This window comes from Shewanella sp. Shew256 (assembly GCF_002196695.1).
In the GTDB taxonomy this organism is placed as follows: Bacteria; Pseudomonadota; Gammaproteobacteria; order Enterobacterales; family Shewanellaceae; genus Shewanella; species Shewanella mangrovisoli.
On sequence record NZ_NAJR01000002.1, the window covers coordinates 595578 to 616942 of the forward strand.

Here is a 21365-nt window from a genome sequence, read left to right on the forward strand (position 1 = left end):
CGCCCGACTGTGTACACTCCGAATTGAGATGCTATGTGATCAGGATCTCAGTTCTTAAGGTGTAGATTATTTATTGAACAAAAAGTTCATCTCGTCAAGTTTACTGCGGTGTAAAGCTATAGCTTGTCGATAATTACGCGTAAAATATGACGATATTTTTTTAATGATTTTGAGTGATCCCATGCTGCAATTATTGGCACCTGTTAATGCGTTTCTTCGTTGTGAGACGCCGCAAACTTGGATTGATATGGCTCGAGCCTCTGCCTCGTTAGATGAACTCTTAATTGACCATTGTAATTGTGAGCTAAAAGCGGCGCAGACTGCGATGTTCTTATTGAGGCGATACGCATTAGATAAAGACAGCGGGCAATCGCTATTGGCGTGGGCAAAACCCTATGAAGAATTTGTTTATCACAAGGATCGCGATATCGAGCTGTTTTTGGCTCGCGACGTTAAAAAGAACGAGCTGGTTGCCAATCTACAGCCGAATCAGCATTTTGCCTTTGCTCAGGATCTTATTCCGCCACTGATCCGTTTGATAAAAGAAGAATTCCATCATTTTGAGCAAGTGCTGGAGCTGATGCACGCACGGCACATTTCGTATCGCAATATTCGCGCGGGACGTTACGCCAAGGGCATGATGAGCCACGTGACCACCCATGAGAAGGATATTCTGCGGGATAAATTGATTGTGGGCGCGTACATTGAGGCGCGCTCCTGTGAGCGCTTTGCTAAATTAGCGCCTTACTTGGATGCAGAGTTAAGTAAGTTTTATGTGTCCTTGCTGCGCTCTGAGGCGCGTCATTTTGAGGATTATCTTAAGCTGGCGCAGCTGGTTTCAACGGAAGATATTACCGAGCGGGTCGCTTATTTTGGCGAGAGGGAAGCCGAATTGATTATGGCGCCCGATGACGAGTTTCATTTCCACAGTGGTCAACCCTTAGTTGCCTAGTGAAAATACACATAGCGGCCTCAACCATATACAGGTATGAGGCCTAAGCGCTTCGATGCGTTAATGGTGAAGACGCTATGGGTTCTTAGCTGGCGTCGAAGGGCAGGCTTTTTAACTCCACGCCATCTGTGCTGACCACTAACACACTGCCTTGCTCGTACCAATCACCGACCACAATACGTTTACAGCCATGAGTTAAGTCGTGGATGGCGGGTCTGTGGGTATGACCGTGGATCATCTGCTTGCAGTGGGTCTGGGCAAATAACGCATCCACCGCACTCGGTTCCACATCCATGATGACATAGCTTTTTTGTTGATTGCTGCTCTGACTATTGCTGCGGATCTTATTGGCAATGGCTTGACGTTTTTTCTTCGGCAAACAGCTATACAGCCAACGGGCAAAGGCAAAACTGCGTAATTTGCGAAAGCGTTGGTAGGCTTTATCTAAGGTACACAGGCTATCGCCGTGTAAGATAACCGTATTAACACCATAGAGATCTAAGCAAGTGACTTCGGGCAATATTTGCATACCCGCAGCATCGGCAAATTGTTTGCCTAACATAAAGTCACGATTACCGTGAATAAAGTAGATGGGCAATCTTTGGGAGACTTGCTTGAGCTTGCGCGCTAATTCGAGGGCAAAAGGCGCGGCTAAATCGTCGCCGACCCATACCTCAAATAAATCCCCCAGAATGTAGAGGGCATCGGCATCATCAAGTTCTGTATCGAGGAAACGATTAAAGGCTTGGGTGATATCGAGGCGATCGGCACTTAAGTGCAGATCGCCAATAAATAAGGTCCGCATCCTAGGGAATTAGGCCGCACTGACTTTTTCAATCACAACCGCTTCTAATGGCACATCTTGGTGCATGCCACGGTTACCAGTGCTGACAGCTTTGATTTTTTCAACGATGTCCATGCCTTCAACCACTTCACCAAATACGCAGTAACCCCAGCCTTGCATGCTTTCAGATTTGAAATCGAGGAAGGTGTTATCGTTGACGTTGATGAAGAATTGAGCCGTCGCTGAGTGTGGATCTGAAGTACGCGCCATCGCGATAGTACCAGTACGGTTTGATAAACCATTGTTGGCTTCGTTTTTCACTGGCTCATGGCAACGTTTTTGGCTCATTTCAGCGGTAAAGCCACCGCCTTGGATCATAAAGCCGTCAATTACACGGTGGAAAATGGTGCCGTCGAAGAAACCTTCGTCAACATATTTCATAAAGTTTGCCACGGTCAGCGGTGCTTTTTCGGCGTTCAGTTGCAGTTTAATGTCGCCAAAATTAGTGTGTAATGTGATCATGTTTTCATACTCTCAGTAAATAGTGGCGCGATTCTAACTTATCTCGGATTGCACGCAAAGTGCAGTATTCAAAACCCTCGCCAGCGTGGTAGACTGACCCCTTGATTTTACACTCGAATCTATCATTGAAGAGAATGCCGATGTTGAAGATTTACAACAGTATTACCCGCCAAAAACAGGAATTTAAGCCAATTACTCCCGGAAAAGTTGGGATGTATGTATGCGGAGTGACCGTATACGATCTGTGTCATATTGGCCATGGGCGTACTTTTGTTTCCTTCGATATGATCGTTCGCTACCTGCGTTACGCGGGTTATGAAGTGAATTTTCAACGTAATATCACTGACATTGATGACAAAATCATCAAACGCGCCAACGAAAATCAGGAAGATTGCAATACATTAACCGATCGCTTGATTGGTGAAATGCACAAGGATTTCGATGCGCTGAATATGATCCGTCCCGATTTCGAGCCACGTGCCACTCTGCACATTGCCGAAATTATCGATATGGTTGAGCGTTTACTCGCTCGCGGGCATGCCTATGTGGCTGCCGATGGCGATGTGCTGTTCAGTGTGGCTTCTTTCCCTGAGTATGGCCGCCTATCAGGTCAGAACCTGGAGCAATTACAGGCGGGTGCACGGGTTGAGGTTGACGATAACAAGCAAAATCCAATGGATTTCGTGCTGTGGAAAATGTCTAAACCGGGCGAGCCAACATGGGAATCGCCATGGGGACCGGGTCGTCCAGGCTGGCATATCGAATGTTCGGCAATGAACAGCAAGCACTTAGGTCTGCATTTCGATATTCACGGTGGCGGTTCAGATTTACAATTCCCGCACCATGAGAACGAAATTGCTCAGTCTTGCTGCGCCCATGATACGCCATACGTGAATTACTGGATGCACACTGGCATGGTGATGGTTGATCGCGAGAAGATGTCAAAGTCTTTAGGTAACTTCTTCACCATCCGTGATGTATTAGGCCATTACGACGCAGAAACCGTGCGTTACTTCCTGCTATCGGGTCACTATCGTAGCCAAATCAACTACTCAGAAGAAAACCTCAAGCAGGCGCGTGCCGCCTTAGAGCGTTTATACACTGCGATTAAAGATGTTGACCTGACTGTTACTGCTGCACCTGCCGAAGAGTTTGTCGCTAAATTTAAAGCGGCCATGGACGATGACTTTAATACGCCAGAAGCCTACTCAGTGCTGTTTGATATGGTACGTGAGATCAACCGTTTGAAAACCACCGATATGGCGCAGGCGTCAGCTATGGCCGTTGCCATGAAGCAACTGGCCGATGTATTGGGCTTATTGCACCAAGCGCCCGATGCCTTCTTTAAAGGCGAAGGTAGCGATGATGAAGTGGCAGAGATTGAAGCGCTTATCGTTGAGCGTAATCGTGCCCGCGCCGAGAAAGATTGGCCTGCGGCTGATGTTGCGCGTAATCGTTTAAATGAGCTTGGTGTAGTCTTAGAAGATGGTCCAAGCGGTACTACTTGGCGTAAGAAATAAGTTGGCGTAAGAAATAATCCCATCGCCTAAGTTAGATTTGCATCGATAATAAAAAACCTGCCAATGGCAGGTTTTTTATGGCCTCACGCGTTTGATTAAGCTCACGTTATTGCGTTACAGACTACTGGAGCTTAGATGGCTAAATAGCAGGTTTAAATGCTGCGATTTACGCCATAACTTACGTTATAACTTAAGCCATTATCTACGCGATGGCGAAGCACATTAGTCGTGATATTGCTCGGCCGCATACAGGGTATTCTCAAGTAAGCTGGCAATCGTCATTGGGCCGACACCACCTGGGACTGGGGTGATAAAGCTGGCATTTTGCGCAGCAACATCGTATTGCACATCGCCCACTAAGGTGCCGTTTTCTAAGCGGTTGATGCCCACATCGATAACAATAGCGCCGGGTTTAATCCATTCACCAGGGATAAAGCCGGGTTTACCCACGGCAACGACCACTAAATCTGCCTGACGGATTTTTTGTTCGAGATTTTTTGTAAAACGATGGCATGTGGTTGTGGTGCAGCCCGCAAGCAATAGCTCCAGTGTCATTGGTCGACCGACAATGTTTGAGGCGCCTACTACAACGGCATCTAATCCATAGGTATCTACACCCGTTGATTTGATTAAGGTCATGATCCCCATTGGGGTGCATGAACGTAATACGGGAATGCGCTGGGCTAAACGGCCAACGTTATAGGGGTGGAAACCGTCGACATCTTTATCGGGACGAATGCGCTCGATCACTTTAGAGTCTTCAATATGCGCAGGCAGAGGAAGCTGCACTAAGATACCGTCGATCGTCGGATCATCATTGAGTTCGTCGATAAGGGCTAATAAGGCTTCTTCGGTATAACTGGTATCGAGATCGTAGGAGCGAGAAATAAATCCCACTTCTTCACAGGCTTTACGTTTACTACCAACATAAACCTGAGAAGCGGGGTCGGCTCCCACGAGAATGACGGCTAAACCTGGTACGCGTTGTCCTGCCTCTTTGCGGGCGGTTACTTTTTCGCGAAGTTGTGTGCGGATGGATTGAGCAATCGCCTTGCCGTCGATTATTTGGGCTGTCATGGGTGTAGGATATCCTTTATATGGGCGATGGTGAAAACTGTCGTTAACACAGAGAGTGGCAATCGCGGCTATTTTAACAGGGCGTTGCGGGTGTGTCATGGTGAAAGCCGCGGCGAAATGGATAAAAACAGGCGTATTCGCCTGATAATTCAGCATCTAGTTTGAATGCTTAAAAAAATCGTTGACGGGTGCAAAGTGAGGGGCTAAGATGCGCTCCGTTCTCAAGCAGATGTGCTCATTTGCTCTGAAAACAATGATTCTCGGTGATTAGCGCAGTCCGGTAGCGCATCTGGTTTGGGACCAGAGGGTCAGAGGTTCGAATCCTCTATCACCGACCACTTTAATATTATTGGCTCATGATTATTCAGTTAATTTGAGTGGGTAATAGCGGATAACCTAAATTAGTTATCCCACGTAGGTTAGGATACAGCAGAGTCTGTAAACCATGCGCCCGTAGCTCAGTTGGATAGAGCATCCGCCTTCTAAGCGGATGGTCGCAGGTTCGAATCCTGCCGGGCGTGCCAGTTTCAGTGGTGATTGTAGCTCAGTTGGTAGAGTCCCGGATTGTGATTCCGGTTGTCGTGGGTTCGAGCCCCATCAGTCACCCCAATTTTAAGTACTTTGAGTACAAAATAAAAAAAGCGACCTCTGGTCGCTTTTTTTTATACCCTAGATTCGGCCGTAGAGGCTCGACTCTGCACAAAACGGTGGCTATAATGTCGCGTCTTGATAGATATCAACTAACAGCGACCTGTGCCGAAAGCCAATAGTGGTGGGCATTGTAGTCAAATTTAATGATCAAGAAACGAATACCTGAATAGTTGATCACTCGACTATTACAAAGGACGTTAGACAAATTTCGAGGTAAAACAATGCAAGTTTCTGTTGAAGCAACCCAAGGCCTAGAGCGTCGCCTGACCATTTCTGTTCCTGCTGAACAAATTGAAAAACTGGTTAAAGACAGTTTACAACGTGAAGCTAAGCGTGCTCGTATCCCAGGTTTCCGTCCTGGCAAAGTGCCTGTTACTGTAATCAACAAACGTTATGGCGCCGCTATTCGTCAAGACATCACTGGTGAAGTGATGCAACGTAACTTTATCGAAGCGATCATCGCTGAGAAATTAAACCCAGCTGGCGCACCCACTTTCGTACCTGGTGCGACTGACGGTGAAAAATTCGAATTCGTAGCGACTTTCGAAATCTACCCAGAAGTTGAGCTGAAAGGTTTAGATGCAATCGAAGTAGAACAACCAAAAGCGTCTGTAACCGATGCTGACGTAGACAGCATGATCGAAACTTTACGTAAGCAACACGCGACTTTCGCCGCTGTTGAGCGTGAAGCGGCTGACGGCGACAAAGTGAAAATGAACTTTGTTGGTTCAGTTGACGGTGTTGAATTCGAAGGCGGTAAAGCTGATGATTTCGAACTGCAATTAGGCAGCGGCCGTATGATCCCTGGTTTCGAAGCGGGTATCTTAGGTCACAAAGCGGGTGAAGAATTCGTTATCGACGTGACTTTCCCAGAAGAATATCACGCTGAAAACTTAAAAGGTAAAGCAGCTAAGTTTGCTATCACTCTAACTGAAGTGTTAGCGGCTAACTTACCAGAAGTAAACGATGAGTTTGCTGCATTATTCGGTATCAGCGAAGGCGGCTTAGAAGCGCTGAAAACTGAAATCCGTAAAAACATGAACCGTGAACTTGAGCAAGCGTTAAAAGCAAACGTGAAAGAGCAAGTGATCACTGGTTTATTAGCTAACAACGACATCGAACTGCCAAAAGCACTGATCGATGGCGAAGTTAACGTACTGCGTCAACAAGCGATGCAACGTTTCGGCGGTCAAACGGCTAACATGCCAGAACTGCCAGCTGAATTATTCACTGAGCAAGCGGCTCGTCGCGTGAAAATCGGTCTGTTATTAGGCGAAGTTATCAAGACTAACGAGCTGAAAGCGGAAGATGAGCGTGTACAAGCGTTAATCGCTTCTATGGCTTCTGCATACGAAGATCCAAGTGAAGTTGTTGCGTATTACAACAGCAACAAAGAGCTGATGCAAAACATGCGCAACGTTGCGCTTGAAGAGCAAGCTGTTGAAGCACTGCTTAAATCTGCCAAAGTGACCGAAAAAGAAGTCGCTTTTGAAGAATTTATGAACAAGGCTACAGGTCGCGCATAACCTAAGCTTGACTTGATTGGCAGTTCGCCATTTATAATGGCTCGTATGAGGCTCCTCATGCGAGCCATTTTTATTTAGGGAAACGAATAATGCATAATGCGTCAGACATACAAAGTGCTTTAGTGCCTATGGTGATCGAACAGACGGCTAAGGGTGAACGCTCATTCGATATTTATTCTCGTCTGTTAAAAGAGCGGATTATCTTCTTAGTGGGTCAAGTTGAAGAGCATATGGCGAATCTGATTGTGGCGCAGTTGCTATTCCTCGAGTCAGAAAGCCCAGATAAAGATATCTTCTTATATATCAACTCACCCGGTGGTTCAGTCACTGCGGGCATGGCGATTTACGATACCATGCAATTTATTAAGCCGAACGTCAGTACTGTGTGTATTGGTCAAGCGGCCAGCATGGGCGCGTTTTTATTAGCGGGCGGCGAAAAGGGCAAGCGTTTCTGCTTACCTAACTCACGCGTGATGATCCACCAACCACTGGGTGGATTCCAAGGTCAGGCTTCTGATATTGCTATTCATGCCCAAGAGATCTTAGGCATCAAGCATAAACTGAACCTGATGTTGTCAGAGCACACTGGCCAGCCACTCGAAGTGATTGAACGTGATACCGACCGCGACAACTTCATGAGTGCGACTCAAGCGGTTGAATATGGTTTAGTTGACGCAGTGATGACTAAACGCGGCTGATTTTTACTTTTGACTGGGCTATGCTCTATTAAGCAAAGCCCAGTAAAGGGTTAGCAAGTTTAAGACAAGCAGTAGAGCAGACTGCAAATGAGGTAATTAATGGGCGACAACAAAAATAATGGTGACAGCGGTAAATTGCTGTACTGCTCTTTTTGCGGTAAGAGCCAGCATGAAGTCAGAAAACTGATTGCAGGCCCATCAGTATACGTATGCGACGAATGTGTTGAATTATGCAACGACATCATTCGTGAAGAGATTAAAGAAATCTCCCCTAAGCGTGATAATGATAAATTGCCAACGCCACATGAGTTGCGTGCGCATTTAGACGATTATGTGATTGGTCAGGACAGAGCCAAGAAAGTGCTGTCTGTGGCTGTGTACAATCACTATAAACGCCTGAGAAATTCTTCTCCTAAAGATGGCGTGGAATTAGGCAAGAGTAACATTCTGCTGATTGGTCCAACGGGCAGTGGTAAGACTCTGCTGGCCGAAACGCTTGCGCGCTCATTGAATGTCCCATTTACTATGGCGGACGCCACCACCTTAACCGAAGCGGGTTATGTGGGGGAAGACGTTGAAAACATCATTCAAAAGCTGCTGCAAAAGTGCGATTACGATGTTGAAAAGGCACAGCGCGGTATCGTCTATATCGACGAAATCGACAAAATCAGCCGTAAATCGGATAACCCATCGATTACCCGTGACGTATCGGGTGAAGGCGTGCAGCAAGCACTGCTGAAACTTATCGAAGGTACAGTTGCCGCGGTTCCACCTCAAGGTGGTCGTAAGCATCCACAGCAAGAGTTCTTACAGGTAGATACCTCTAAGATCCTGTTTATCTGTGGTGGTGCATTTGCTGGCCTTGAAAAGGTGATTGAACAGCGTGCTCACGTAGGTTCAGGTATAGGTTTTGGTGCGCAGGTTAAGGGCGAGAAAGATAAGGCAACGATTTCGCAAACCTTATCTCAAGTCGAACCCGAAGATTTAGTCAAATACGGCTTGATCCCTGAGTTTATCGGCCGTCTGCCCGTTGTTGCGACGCTGACCGAGCTGGACGAAGAAGCACTAGTGCAAATCCTGTCTGAGCCTAAAAACGCGCTGACAAAACAGTACAACGCGCTGTTTGAGATGGAAGGGGTTGAGCTAGAGTTTCGCGAAGATGCGCTCAAAGCGATTGCACATAAAGCCATGTCACGCAAAACCGGTGCCCGTGGTCTACGTTCAATCGTTGAAGGTATCTTACTCGATACTATGTACGATATTCCTTCAATTGAGGGCGTGGTGAAGGCGGTTGTCGATGAATCTGTAGTGAATGGTGAGTCTGCACCTATCCTGATTTACGAGCGCAACGAAGCGCAAGCGGCCTCTGGCGAGCAATAATTGTACTGATTGCTAATAATCTGAAAATCAAGGAGTCCATCGGGCTCCTTTTTTTATTTTGCCCATTGAAACCCTGTAAAGCGCCCCAATATACTCCTTAACTAATCCCTTTCATCTAAACGGAATCGAACTATGACCTTAGAGCGTGAAGCGCATATCGAACTCCCCGTGCTACCACTGAGAGATGTGGTGGTCTATCCCCATATGGTAATTCCGTTGTTCGTTGGCCGAGAAAAATCGATTCGTTGTCTCGAAACGGCAATGGCCCAGGATAAGCAAATTATTTTAGTCGCTCAGCGTGACGCTGAGTTAGACGAGCCGACCAAAGACGATATCTTTGAAGTCGGTACAGTGGCGTCTATTCTGCAACTGCTTAAACTGCCTGACGGTACGGTAAAAGTACTGGTCGAAGGTGGTCGCCGCGCTCGTATTACTCGTTATACCCAAGAAGTGGATTTCTTTGTGGCTAAGGCGGAGTATCTAGAATCTGAGCCTTTAGAAGATAAAGAAGAGGAAGTCTTGGTTCGCAGCGCGATTGGCCAATTTGAAGGCTATATCAAGCTCAACAAGAAGATCCCGCCTGAAGTCTTAACCTCGCTTTCTGGCATTGATGAAGCGGCGCGCCTTGCCGATACCATGGCGGCCCACATGCCACTCAAGCTTGAGGACAAACAGTCCGTGCTGGAGATGACTAACGTCGGTGAGCGTCTGGAATATTTAATGGCGATGATGGAGTCGGAAATTGACCTGCTACAGGTCGAGAAACGTATCCGTACCCGCGTTAAAAAACAGATGGAAAAGAGCCAGCGTGAGTATTATCTGAACGAGCAGATGAAAGCCATCCAAAAAGAATTGGGTGACTTAGACGAAGGCCACGACGAGTTTGAAGTCTTAAATCGTAAGATTGAAGAAGCCAACATGCCTAGCGATGCCAAAGAGAAGGCCGTCGCCGAGCTAAACAAATTACGCATGATGTCACCTATGTCTGCCGAAGCGACCGTGGTTCGCAGCTACGTGGATTGGATGACCTCAGTGCCTTGGAGCCAACGCTCTAAAATCAAACGTGATTTAGCCAAAGCCCAAGAAGTGCTAGATACCGATCACTATGGCCTGGAAAAGGTCAAAGACCGTATTCTGGAATACCTGGCAGTACAGAGCCGTGTGCGTCAACTTAAGGGGCCTATCCTGTGCTTAGTCGGCCCACCAGGGGTAGGTAAAACCTCATTAGGTCAATCGATTGCCAAAGCTACTGGTCGTAAGTATGTGCGTGTTGCCTTAGGCGGCGTGCGTGATGAAGCGGAAATCCGTGGTCATCGCCGTACTTACATTGGCTCAATGCCGGGTAAAGTCATTCAAAAGATGGCGAAAGTGGGCGTGAAAAACCCCTTATTCTTGCTCGATGAAATCGACAAAATGAGCTCGGATATGCGCGGTGACCCAGCGTCAGCACTGTTAGAGGTGCTTGATCCTGAACAAAACGCGACCTTTAACGACCATTACCTCGAAGTCGATTACGACTTATCCGATGTGATGTTCGTGGCGACCTCGAACTCGATGAATATTCCTGGTCCATTGCTGGACCGTATGGAAGTCATTCGCCTGTCGGGTTACACCGAAGATGAGAAGCTCAATATCGCTAAGCAGCATTTACTGACCAAGCAAATCGAGCGTAACGGCCTTAAAGCGAACGAAATTCATATCGAAGACAGTGCAATAGTCGGTATCATCCGCTACTACACCCGTGAAGCTGGTGTGCGTGCACTAGAGCGTGAATTGTCGAAGATTTGCCGCAAGGTCGTGAAAATGATCCTGCTGGATAAATCCATCAAGTCAGTCACAGTGACCGCGGACAATCTCAAGTCTTTCCTCGGTGTGCAGCGTTTTGACTACGGTAAGGCGGAGTCGAACAACCAAATCGGTCAAGTCACAGGTTTGGCGTGGACCGAAGTGGGTGGCGATCTGCTCACCATTGAAGCGACCTCAGTGCCAGGCAAAGGCAAGTTGACCTACACAGGTTCACTTGGCGATGTGATGCAAGAGTCGATTCAAGCGGCGATGACCGTCGTGCGTGCCCGTGCTGAACAATTAGGTATCAACGGCGACTTTTATGAGAAGCGGGATATCCATGTTCACGTGCCAGAAGGGGCGACGCCAAAAGATGGTCCATCTGCGGGCGCGGCAATGTGTACTGCATTAGTGTCTAGCTTAACGGGTAACCCTGTGCGTGCCGATGTGGCGATGACGGGTGAAATTACCTTACGCGGAGAAGTGTTACCTATCGGCGGTTTAAAAGAAAAACTGCTCGCGGCACACCGTGGTGGCATTAAATTGGTACTTATTCCAAAAGAAAACGAGCGTGATCTGGAAGAAATTCCTGCCAATGTGATTGCCGATTTGGAAATTCGTCCCGTGCGTTGGGTCGACGAAGTGTTAAAACTGGCGCTAGAAAGACCGGTTGAAGGCTTCGAAGTGGTTAAAAACTTGGCATAACGCAAGAAAATGCGCTATCACGCTAAAAAAAATGAAAAAAGGGGCTTAACAAAGCGCAGACCTGTGGTAGCCTAGGTCTGTGGAGAGTCGGTTGCTCCAAGCCCTTGGCGCAACTGGCTTTGAGCTGTATCCAGTTTTATTTCTTTGGTTTTCGAACTCAGCTTGAACTTTGAATTCAAGCTTGTTATAAAAGCCTCCGCAGACCGCTCTAGAGACGGATTTGGTTGCGGCGCAAAAAAATTACATTCAAGGGGATGACATGAACAAATCTGAACTAATCGAGAAAATCGCTTCTGGTGCTGACATTTCTAAAGCCGCTGCTGGCCGTGCACTGGATTCTTTTATCGCTGCTGTGACTGAAGGTCTGAAAGAAGGCGATAAAATTTCTCTTGTTGGTTTTGGTACTTTTGAAGTGCGTGAACGTGCTGAGCGTACTGGTCGCAACCCACAAACGGGTCAAGAAATCAAAATCGCAGCAGCAAAAATTCCAGCATTCAAAGCTGGTAAAGCTCTGAAAGACGCTGTCAATTAATTTTTGATATCGTAGCCTTTGTAAGGCGTTCGTAATGATAAGCACTGTTTAAACAGTGCTTTTTACGAATTGAAAGTAATGGATTTTGAAGCACAATTTCTACCATTACTCGGGGTTTTAGCACTTACCAGTGGTAGCGTCTGAATAATCCCCATAAATTACAGAAAGGCGCATCTCAAGTTGATGCGCCTTTTTATTTTGTTAATCGCAACGAGCGAGAAATCTGATGTTAGAAAAGATCCGCGACGGTTCGCAAGGCGTGATTGCTAAAGGCATTCTCGTACTTGTGATTTTATCTTTTGCATTTGCAGGCGTGAGTAGCTATTTAGGCTCAAAATCGGACGTCCCTGCCGCAGAAGTCAACGGTGACAAAATCACTAAAGCCGAGTTAGAGCAGGCCTATCAGAGCGAACGCGCTCGTATGGAGCAACAACTGGGCGAAATGTTTGCTGCGTTATCTGCCGACGAAAGATACCTAGAAAACATCAAGCAGAGCGTACTCGAACGTTTAGTGGCCGATAAATTGATTGACCAAGCTGCCGCCGCGATGGGGCTGCGTGTGTCTGACGAGCAAATTATCACGGCGATTAAATCAGAACCCGCTTTCCAAACCGATGGCAAATTCGATAACGACCGTTATCAAGCGATTTTGCGTCAGTTAGGCTACCAGCCACAAACTTTCAGAAGCATGATGCGTGTCGATATGACCCGTCGTCAGTTAACTGCAGCGTTAGTGGGCACTGAATTCGTATTACCCGGTGAAGCTAAGCAATTAGCTGAGCTGCAAGGTCAAACTCGCGACATTCGCTACTTAGTAGTCGATTCTGCGCCATTCCTTGCTAATGCCTCTGTGACAGACGAGCAAGTTAAAAACTACTACGACACTAATCAAGGCCAGTTTATGAGCCCTGAGAAGGTGAGCTTAGAGTATGTTGAGTTAAACGCGGCTGATTTTGCTAAAGACAGCAAAGTGACCGATGAAGAAGCTCAGGCTTACTACGATGAACATAAGACGCAATATGTGTCTAACGAGAAACGTTTAGCGGCGCACATTCTGATTGGCCCAGGCAGCGATGAAGCGGCGGCAAAAGCCAAGGCTGAAGATTTAGCTAAACAGTTAGATAACGGTGCTGATTTTGCTGAGTTAGCTAAAGCCAATTCTGAAGATACCTTAAGTGCGGAGCAGGGCGGTAAATTAGACTGGTTTGAACCCGGTGTCATGGACCCAAGCTTTGATACTGCACTGTTTGCACTGCAAAAAGGTCAGCATTCAGCGGTAGTGAAAACGGATTTTGGTTTCCACATCATCAAACTGTTAGACGTTCAGCCTGGTACTACCGTGCCATTTGCGGATGTGAAAGCGAAGATTGTGGCTCAGCTACAAGAGAAGAAAGCGGTCGATCAATTCTATAGCTTACAAAGCAAACTAGCTGATACCAGCTACGAGGTGCCTGATACCTTAGCTGAAACCGCAAAAGTGGTGGGCGTTGAGATTAAGACTACGCCAATGTTCTCACGTGATGATGTGCCAGCGGCATTGAACAAGCCTGATGTGGTTAAAGCGGCATTCTCTGACACTGTGTTACGCCAAGGCTTAAACAGTGAAGTCATCGAGCTTGAGCCAAACCATGTTGTGGTTATCCGTATGAAGGAACATCACGATGCGGGCACTATGCCATTAGCCGAAGTGAAGGCTGACATCGCTGAGCGTTTGAAGCAAGATCAAGCGAACGAAGCAGCACGTGCTAAAGCTCAAGAGCTGATGACCCAAGTTAAAGCGGGCGCGACTGATGTGAGTTTAACGGCTAAGACTAAACTAGGCCGTGGCGCACAAGACGTAGACGCAGCGATTGTAGGCAAAGCCTTCCAAATGCCAACACCGAGTGCTGCACCTGTGGTTGACACTGTTGGTTTAGCCAATGGCTATGCTGTGATTGCGCTGGATAAAGTGAACGCGGCAGAGTCGGTTAGCGATGAGTTAGTCAATGCGCTGAAACAACGCTTAAATGCACAATACAGCGAAGCGGATTACCGCGGTCTGATTGAGTCACTCAAAGCGAATGCGAAAGTTCATTACCCTGTAGAAGGTTAATGATGATAAGGGATAACTGAGCTTATCCCTTATATTTGCGAAGCAATAAAAGCTTTCGCGAAGCAAATAGAAAAGGCCAAGTGTTTACTTGGCCTTTTTGTTTATCTTGAAACCGTGTTATCAAACGATCTGGGCGCTATACTAGCCGCTTAATCATCCACGCCAATCATCACGCTGCTAGCTTTAATGAGTGCGTAAGCCGAATCACCCACCTTCAAGTTTAAACGCTCACAGGAGGCTTTAGTCACGACAGAGGTTAACACTACGCCAGGTGCCAGTTCGATAGTGATTTCGTTGTTTACAGAGCCAATTTCAATCGCGGTAATAGTGCCACTCAGGGTATTACGTGCACTGATCTTCATTCTTTGTCCTTAGTTAGTGTTTGAATGGTCATGCTAGTTTAGCCTATTGCCGTGGGTTTGCAGCAAATAAAAACGCCACCCGAGGGTGGCGTTTAAAGGTAAGGTGTCATCGCCGATTACAGCTCGATCACATCGAACTCAACGTATGGATTCACATCAGCATCGTAGTCGATGCCTTCGATACCAAAGCCGAACAGTTTAATAAACTCGGCTTTATATTCTTGATAATCGGTCAGTTCTGACAGATTTTCAGTGGTCACTTGTGGCCACAGATCACGGCAATGCTGCTGGATATCTTCTCGCAGTTCCCAATCGTCTAAACGCAGACGGTTGTCGCTGTCGGTCTCTGGTTTTGCACCATCGGCACGGAACAGGCGCTCGCTGAACATGCGGTAGATTTGTTCCATACAGCCTTCGTGCAGGCCTTCTTGGCGCATCTTCTTAAATACCATCGCGATATACAGTGGCATTACTGGGATAGCAGAGCTGGCTTGAGTGACAACGCTTTTGAGCACGGCAACGTTAGCGCTACCGCCTTTGGCCGCGAGTTTATCATTTAAGGCTTTAGCCGCGCGGTCTAAGTCCATCTTGGCTTGACCTAATGCGCCGTGCCAGTAGATTGGCCAAGTTAGCTCAGTGCCGATATAGCTGTAGGCAACGGTTTTGCAGTTATCGCTTAATACGCCAGCCTCGGCGAGTGCGTTAATCCACAGTTCCCAATCTTGACCGCCCATCACAGTGACAGTATCGGCAATTTCTTGCTCAGTCGCAGGCTCAACGGTGGCTTCGATAATGCAGTCTTTGTTGGTATCAACGGCGGTCGCTGTATACACTTCACCGATTGGCTTGAGTGCAGAACGCACTAGCTCACCTGAGTCAGGCAGTTTGCGCACGGGTGATGCTAATGAATAGACCACCATGTCCACTTGACCTAAATCTTGCTTGATAAGCTCGATAACTTTTTGCTTAGCTTCATGGCTGAAAGCATCGCAGTTGATGCTCTTAGAGTACAAACCTTCAGCTTTGGCAAACTTGTCGAAAGCGGCAGAGTTGTACCAGCCCGCGGTACCAGGTTTTGCTTCAGTACCAGGCTTTTCGAAGAACACACCAATGGTTGCAGCATCGCTACCGAAGGCGGCGGCAATGCGTGAAGACAGGCCATAGCCACTTGATGAACCAACAACAAGTACTTTCTTTGGACCGTTGGCGATTTTGCCTTTGGCTTTGGTTAAAGCAATTTGTTCTTGAACGTTAGCTTCACAACCAACGGGATGAGTTGTGGTACAAATGAATCCACGAATTTTGGGTTTGATAATCATGTTTAAGCTTCTTCTATCAAAATGACCAATAGGATAAATACTTCGGCGGCTAAATGGCATCTATTTTTAGCTAATTCGCCTGAATATTTAAGTGGTTGGAGCAGTTTAACGCTTATGAACAAACAGGCTCTGCTCCTGAATCAGCCTTTGGGTATATTCGTGCTGAGGCGAATTAAATATCTGTTCTGTTGGGGCTTTCTCAACCATCACGCCTTTGTGTAACACCATAATTTTATCGCTGACATGGCGAATAATATTCAGGTTATGGGACACGAAGATGTAGGACAAGCCTAAGTCCTTCTGCAGTTTAAGCAGCAGGTTGAGGATCTGTGAGCGTACCGAGAGATCCAAGGCGGTTAATGCTTCATCGGCAATGATAATCTTCGGATTGAGCATCAGCGCCCGCGCCACTGCAACCCGCTGTTTTTGACCTTCGGAAATCATATGGGGATAAAAATCCGCATGCTCGGGTAATAAGCCGACTTTCCTTAAGGTATCAATCACTTGGCCACTACGCTCCTTGGCGGATAACTCAGTGTTAAAGCGCAGCGGTTCATCCAGTAATTGGCCAATGGTGAGCCTTGGGTTGAGTGAAGTATTGGGATCTTGGAAAATCATCCGAATAAGGCGACAGCGCTGCTTAATATTGCGACTATCAAGCGCCTCGCCCTCAAAGTAAATTTCACCGCCGCTGCGGGGCTCTGCGCCCACCAAAATACGCGCTAACGTACTCTTACCTGAACCCGCTTCACCCACAATCGCTAGGGTTTCGCCGCGGTTTAATTCAAAGGAAACCGGGGCTAAGGCATCGTTATATTGGCGGGTAAAGCCTTTATAGCCGGTATCGTACCTCTTAAAGAGATCGTTAACTTTAAGCAGTGGGGTCGTCATTTGTCGTTTCACCGTGGTAAGGGAAATGGCAGGCAAAGTAGCGGTCGCGTAAATGACTCAAACTTGGCTGATTAACACATTTCTTTTGTGCCTCAGGGCATCTTGGCCCTAGGCGACAACCAATGGGCAGATGCTGCAGGGCGGGGGCCGAGCCTGGCAGAGTCGGCATGATGGCCTTGTGCGCCTCTATCCCCGAGTAATCCGGCATATTATCCAAGAGTGCCTTAGTGTAAGGATGATAGGGCTGATTGATCAGTTCTTCCGTTGGGCCAGATTCCATCACTTGGCCGCAATAGAGCACGGATAGGTGATCGCACCACTGAGCCAGCGTTTCAAGCTCGTGGCTGATGATTAAAATAGACACGTTTTGCAGTTGGTTAAGCTGTGATAGCAGACGGAAAATCTGCGCCTGAGTGCTCAGCTCCATCGAGTTGGTCGGTTCGTCGGCAATCAATAATCGCGGTTGGTTGGCAATCGCCATGGCGATCATCACTTTTTGGCATTCGCCTTCCGAAAGCTCCCAAGCATAGCTCGACATCACTTTTTGCGGATTTTTAATCCCGACCTTATGCAGCCACTTTTGTGCCGTGAGTTTGGCATGTTTGTGTTTTTGCCAAAAGTAAGCCTTCGGATTCTTAGGCATGGCCTGCATCAGCTGACTGCCCACGGTTTGCGAAGGGTCAAGGCTGCCAGACGGGTCTTGGAAGATCATTGCCATATCTGAGCCCATCAGATTACGGCGCTCCTTCGAGGTCATGGCCATCAGATTATTACCGTCCCACATCATGCGGTCGGCGGTAATGGTCCAATTGGGGCCTGGGATCCCAAGAATGGCTCTGGCGAGCAGACTGCGGCCCGAGCCCGATTCACCCACCAGACCGTGAATTTCCCCCGCGTTCAGGGTCAAACTCACTTTCTCAAGGGCGCGCACTCTGCCGTGGGGTGTGTCGAGCTCAATGGTCAGGTTTCTAACGTCGAGTAATGGCATAGGTTAGTTTCTGATGGGCGCAAGCGCCGATCTCAAGCCATCGCCTACCAAGTTAATGGCGAGCACACTAAAAAGAATTGCCAACCCTGGAATGGTCACAGTCCAAGGTGCGGTCAATAAATTATCCATGCCTTGGGCGACCATTGCACCCCATTCAGGACTGGGAGCTTGGGCGCCAAGGCTTAAAAAGCCAAGGGCGGCAATATCTAAAATCGCGGCAGAAATGGCTAAGGTGGTTTGAATAATCACCACTTCCCACACGTTTGGCATGATCACATACCAAAAAATCTGCAGCGAATTGGCGCCGTCTAAACGGGCGGCAGTTACGTATTCTTTCTGTAACTCTTCATGCACCGATTGATGAATGGAGCGTACAAACTGCGGCGTTAAGGCAATGCCCACAGCCCAGAAGACGTTTTCAAGCCCTGGCCCCATCACGGCAACCACTAAAATCGCCATTAATAGTGAAGGAATCGACAGCAATGCATCGAGCAAGTGCCCCAAAATACTGGACTTTAAGCCGCGCATCATGCCTGAGAGCGAGCCTATGATGAAACCCATAAACAGCGCGGTGCCGACAATCATTAGTGCCATGCCGAAGGTTAAATGCGCCCCATGTAGCAAGCGGCTAAAGATGTCTCGGCCCAGATCGTCTGTGCCTAAAAAGTGCGCCACTGTGCCCGAAGGGTCCCAAGAGGGCGGTAACAGCAAAGCCCGTGGATCCTGTGCCTCGGGTGAGAAGGGGGCAATCATTGGCCCGAATAGGGTGAGCAGCAGCAGAAAAGCAATGGTCCACAAACCCGCTAAGGCAAAGGGGTTTGCCGAAAAATTCTGCCAGACCCGCATCATCGGCGAGGCGATTTGATCTTCCTGATAAATTTTAATTGGAGGCATAAAGATCTTTTCTGCTCAAGGGATTGAAGACGGTATGCAGCACTTCAATCAAAATACTTAAAAAGATGATCAACAAGGCCACGGCTAAAATCCCGCCTTGGATAACCGTATAATCCCGTTGATAAATACCCGACACCAACCAAGAACCGACACCCGGCCAAGAGAAAATCATTTCAACAACAATCGCATAGCTCGCAAATGCTCCGAGCATTAATCCTAAGTGCTTCAATACGGGGATCAGCGCGTTGGGTAAGGCGTGGCGCAAAATAATGGTGTTGGTGTGCATGCCTCTGGCTTCGGCGGCGCGGATAAAGGTTTGGTTCATCACATTCATCATCGCCGAGCGCGTGCTGCGTACTACCACGGTAAAAGGCAGCACGGCGAGCGTGGTGGCGGGCAGGACGATATGCAATAAGGCATCTTTAAAGGCCGATATCCGATATTCAGAATCAGACAGCAAAATGTCGACCAACATAAATCCCGTAACAGGTTTTATCTCATATAACAGATTGAGTTGCCCCGAAATTGGCAGCCAGCCTAGGTCGACACCAAACCAGAGTGACAAATACAAACCTAACCAGAATACAGGAACGGAATAGCCCGTCAGGGTAATCGCCATAATGGTATTTTGGGTGAGTTTATGTTGGCTCTGGGAGGCCAACACGCCAAGCGGCACACCTAAACCAATGGCTATCACGGCCGCCATAACCGCAAGTTCGAAGGAGGCGGGTAGCACAGAGCTTAATTCTTCGGCCACGCTCTGGTGCGAGGTGACGGAGACGCCCAAATTGCCGCTCAGCCTTTGCTGTAAATAAGCAATAAACTGCATGGCCTTATTGCTATCTAACTTATAGTCCTGCTCAATTTGCACCAGTTGGCTCTCTGACGGTGCATGGATACCCGTTAGGGCGAAGGTGCGTTCAACAGGAAACAATCCTGTTGCATAAAACAGTACGCCGACCATCACGAGCGAAGTGGCAAGAAACAGATTGAGGCGCCGTAACAGGTATCTGAACATCAGAGTGTCTCCTGCTCAGCTTGGCTGGTTCGGGCAAATGAGATGCCACCAAAGGGGGTCAACTGCATATCATGAATATTGCTGCGACTGAGAGCGACTCGCTTGGCATGGGCCAGACTCAACATTGGCACTTGCTCAGCTAAGAAGGCTTCGGCTTCCTGGTAAATCTCCTTGCGCTCGGCCTGAGTCGAGACTTCCCTCGCTCTGTCTAGAATGGCATCAAACTCTTTATTGCACCAGCGAGAGCGGTTGTTGTTTGATTGCATCGCCGAGCAACTTAGCAGTGGTGTGAAGAAGTTATCGGGGTCACTGTTATCGGCGTTCCAGCCGATGAGGACTGAGTCATATTCATCTCGACTCAATCTTTGGCTAAAGACGCTCCAATCGTAACTGATAATATTGACCTTAACGCCGATATTAGCCAAGTCAGATTGAATTAACTCGGCGGTCTTCAACGCGTTAGGGTTGTAAGCACGGGCGACGGGCATGGCCCAAATATCGATGCTGAGATGTTTGATCCCCGCTTCTTTTAACAAATCCCGCGCTTTTTGCGGATTGTAATCTAACAGTTTTTTATTGCTGTCGTAGGCCCAAGACGCTGGCGGCAGCACTCCAATGGCTTCTATTGCGGTGTTTTGATACACGGCACGTAAGATATTCTGCTTATCCACGGCATAGGCGAGGGCTCGGCGCACGCGTACATCATCTAAAGGAGGTTTTTGTGTGTTAAAGGCCCAAAACGCGACGTTAAGACCGGGTTGAGACTCAATGCTCAGCTGTTCATGTTGTTTGATAACGGGCAGTTCCCCCGCCTTGGGCAGGGCCGATACGCTGCAGTCACCGGCGATAAGTTTTGCCAGTCTCACCGTGCTTTTTGGGGTGATATCGTACACCAGCATATCGACTTTGGCGGGCTCTCCCCAAAAGTCGGGATTGCGGCGATAGCGAATATATTCGTTTTTAGCGTAGTGCACTAAGGTAAAAGGCCCTGTGCCGATGGCGAAATGATCAAGATTTTCAGGGTGCCCCAGTGCCAGTTGCTGATCGGCATATTCGCTCGAGAGGATGACGGCAAAGTCGGTGGCGAGATTCGATAAAAACGACGCATCTTTGCGCGCTAGGCGAAAGATAACCTCGTGATCATTGATTTTTTCGACACTTTTAACTTGTTCTGAAAAGCCAATACTTTGGAAAAAGGGATAACCGGTACGTGATACGCCATGGTAAGGGTGATGTTTGTCGATAATTCGATTGAAGGAAAACAGCACATCGTCGGCATTAAAATCGCGACTCGGGGTAAAACGGGATGAATGTTGAAACTTAACATTTTCCCTGAGAGTGAAACGGTAACTTAAGCCATCGTCGCTCTCGGCCCAACTGGTTGCAAGTGCTGGCACGAGCTGGCCTGAGAGAGCATCATAGTCCACTAAGCGGCTATAAATTTGGTGTGAGGTCGCGTCGATAGTGGTGCCAGAGGTTACCAACTGCGGATTAAAAGACTCGGGATTCCCTTCGGAACAATAGACCAAACCAGAAGGGAGTCGTTGGGGGCCACATGCAACCAACAACCCACTCATGCAGAAAACTGCAGTTGATAGGCACAGGCGTCTTATTAGCACACTCATTTATAAATCATTATTTTATCGACTATGAACGGCTATTTTAGCAG

Annotated in this window: 18 protein-coding genes and 3 tRNA genes; 11 read left to right on the plus strand and 10 right to left on the minus strand. The window is 47.8% G+C overall.

Annotated elements, in window-relative coordinates:
* The first annotated feature begins 181 nt into the window (after window positions 1–181).
* Complete coding sequence (gene miaE / locus B5P39_RS05405; RefSeq protein WP_088210739.1) at window positions 182–952, plus strand: tRNA isopentenyl-2-thiomethyl-A-37 hydroxylase MiaE; 771 nt, start codon at window positions 182–184, stop codon at window positions 950–952.
* Window positions 953–1037: 85 nt separating this feature from the next.
* Here miaE and B5P39_RS05410 read toward each other — a convergent pair whose 3' ends face one another.
* Both B5P39_RS05410 and B5P39_RS05415 read right to left on the minus strand, forming a co-directional pair.
* Entirely contained in the window at window positions 1038–1757 is a 720-nt protein-coding gene (locus B5P39_RS05410) for a UDP-2,3-diacylglucosamine diphosphatase (protein WP_088210740.1), read from the minus strand.
* 9 nt (window positions 1758–1766) lie between these two features.
* Entirely contained in the window at window positions 1767–2258 is a 492-nt protein-coding gene (locus B5P39_RS05415) for a peptidylprolyl isomerase (RefSeq protein WP_011623251.1), read from the minus strand.
* Between the two features lie 140 nt (window positions 2259–2398).
* Between B5P39_RS05415 and cysS the strand changes: the two genes are divergently transcribed.
* Window positions 2399–3778, plus strand: a complete 1380-nt coding sequence (gene cysS, locus B5P39_RS05420) for a cysteine--tRNA ligase (protein ID WP_041412675.1) — start codon at window positions 2399–2401, stop codon at window positions 3776–3778.
* Between the two features lie 222 nt (window positions 3779–4000).
* On the opposite strand, the gene folD is transcribed toward cysS, so the two are convergent.
* Complete coding sequence (folD, locus tag B5P39_RS05425) at window positions 4001–4855, minus strand: bifunctional methylenetetrahydrofolate dehydrogenase/methenyltetrahydrofolate cyclohydrolase FolD (RefSeq protein WP_011623249.1); 855 nt, start codon at window positions 4853–4855, stop codon at window positions 4001–4003.
* A gap of 261 nt (window positions 4856–5116) precedes the next feature.
* On the opposite strand from folD, the gene B5P39_RS05430 reads away from it, so the two are divergent.
* From B5P39_RS05430 to ppiD, 9 genes are all read left to right on the plus strand, one after another.
* Window positions 5117–5193: transfer RNA gene (locus tag B5P39_RS05430), tRNA-Pro, on the plus strand.
* Between the two features lie 109 nt (window positions 5194–5302).
* Window positions 5303–5379, plus strand: a tRNA-Arg gene (locus tag B5P39_RS05435).
* A gap of 9 nt (window positions 5380–5388) precedes the next feature.
* Window positions 5389–5464 (plus strand) — tRNA-His (locus B5P39_RS05440).
* A 263-nt stretch (window positions 5465–5727) separates the two neighbouring features.
* Window positions 5728–7032, plus strand: a complete 1305-nt coding sequence (tig, locus tag B5P39_RS05445; RefSeq protein WP_086902561.1) for a trigger factor — start codon at window positions 5728–5730, stop codon at window positions 7030–7032.
* Window positions 7033–7121: 89 nt separating this feature from the next.
* Window positions 7122–7730, plus strand: a complete 609-nt coding sequence (gene clpP / locus B5P39_RS05450; protein WP_011717550.1) for an ATP-dependent Clp endopeptidase proteolytic subunit ClpP — start codon at window positions 7122–7124, stop codon at window positions 7728–7730.
* Window positions 7731–7829: 99 nt separating this feature from the next.
* On the plus strand, window positions 7830–9110 hold the full coding sequence (gene clpX, locus B5P39_RS05455; protein WP_011717549.1) for an ATP-dependent protease ATP-binding subunit ClpX: 1281 nt from the start codon (window positions 7830–7832) through the stop codon (window positions 9108–9110).
* Between the two features lie 132 nt (window positions 9111–9242).
* Window positions 9243–11600 carry an endopeptidase La gene (lon, locus tag B5P39_RS05460; protein WP_088210741.1) on the plus strand — a complete coding sequence of 786 codons (2358 nt, stop codon included), beginning with the start codon at window positions 9243–9245 and terminating at the stop codon, window positions 11598–11600.
* 259 nt (window positions 11601–11859) lie between these two features.
* A complete protein-coding gene (gene hupB, locus B5P39_RS05465; protein WP_011717547.1) occupies window positions 11860–12132 on the plus strand; it encodes a nucleoid-associated protein HU-beta in 273 nt (90 codons plus the stop codon).
* 226 nt (window positions 12133–12358) lie between these two features.
* Window positions 12359–14224 carry a peptidylprolyl isomerase gene (gene ppiD / locus B5P39_RS05470; protein WP_088210742.1) on the plus strand — a complete coding sequence of 622 codons (1866 nt, stop codon included), beginning with the start codon at window positions 12359–12361 and terminating at the stop codon, window positions 14222–14224.
* A gap of 149 nt (window positions 14225–14373) precedes the next feature.
* Here ppiD and B5P39_RS05475 read toward each other — a convergent pair whose 3' ends face one another.
* The 7 genes from B5P39_RS05475 to sapA all read right to left on the minus strand — a co-directional run bounded on the left by B5P39_RS05475 (window position 14374) and on the right by sapA (window position 21321).
* Window positions 14374–14586, minus strand: a complete 213-nt coding sequence (locus B5P39_RS05475) for a TOBE domain-containing protein (RefSeq protein ID WP_011717545.1) — start codon at window positions 14584–14586, stop codon at window positions 14374–14376.
* Window positions 14587–14702: 116 nt separating this feature from the next.
* Complete coding sequence (gene fabV, locus B5P39_RS05480; RefSeq protein WP_011717544.1) at window positions 14703–15905, minus strand: enoyl-ACP reductase FabV; 1203 nt, start codon at window positions 15903–15905, stop codon at window positions 14703–14705.
* 105 nt (window positions 15906–16010) lie between these two features.
* Window positions 16011–16796: a peptide ABC transporter ATP-binding protein gene (locus B5P39_RS05485; protein WP_011717543.1), complete on the minus strand. Its 786-nt coding sequence runs from the start codon at window positions 16794–16796 to the stop codon at window positions 16011–16013.
* Window positions 16777–17784, minus strand: coding sequence for a peptide ABC transporter ATP-binding protein (locus B5P39_RS05490; RefSeq protein WP_023267527.1), 1008 nt, complete (start codon window positions 17782–17784; stop codon window positions 16777–16779). The genes B5P39_RS05485 and B5P39_RS05490 overlap by 20 nt, the downstream gene beginning before the upstream one ends.
* A gap of 3 nt (window positions 17785–17787) precedes the next feature.
* Entirely contained in the window at window positions 17788–18678 is an 891-nt protein-coding gene (locus tag B5P39_RS05495; RefSeq protein ID WP_011623240.1) for an ABC transporter permease subunit, read from the minus strand.
* Window positions 18665–19696, minus strand: a complete 1032-nt coding sequence (locus B5P39_RS05500; RefSeq protein ID WP_011623239.1) for an ABC transporter permease — start codon at window positions 19694–19696, stop codon at window positions 18665–18667. Before B5P39_RS05500 ends, B5P39_RS05495 begins: the two co-directional genes overlap by 14 nt.
* The gene (sapA, locus tag B5P39_RS05505) at window positions 19696–21321 is read right to left on the minus strand and encodes an ABC transporter substrate-binding protein SapA (RefSeq protein WP_088210743.1); all 1626 of its coding nucleotides are present in this window, start codon (window positions 21319–21321) and stop codon (window positions 19696–19698) included. Before sapA ends, B5P39_RS05500 begins: the two co-directional genes overlap by 1 nt.
* Between the last annotated feature and the right edge of the window lie 44 nt (window positions 21322–21365).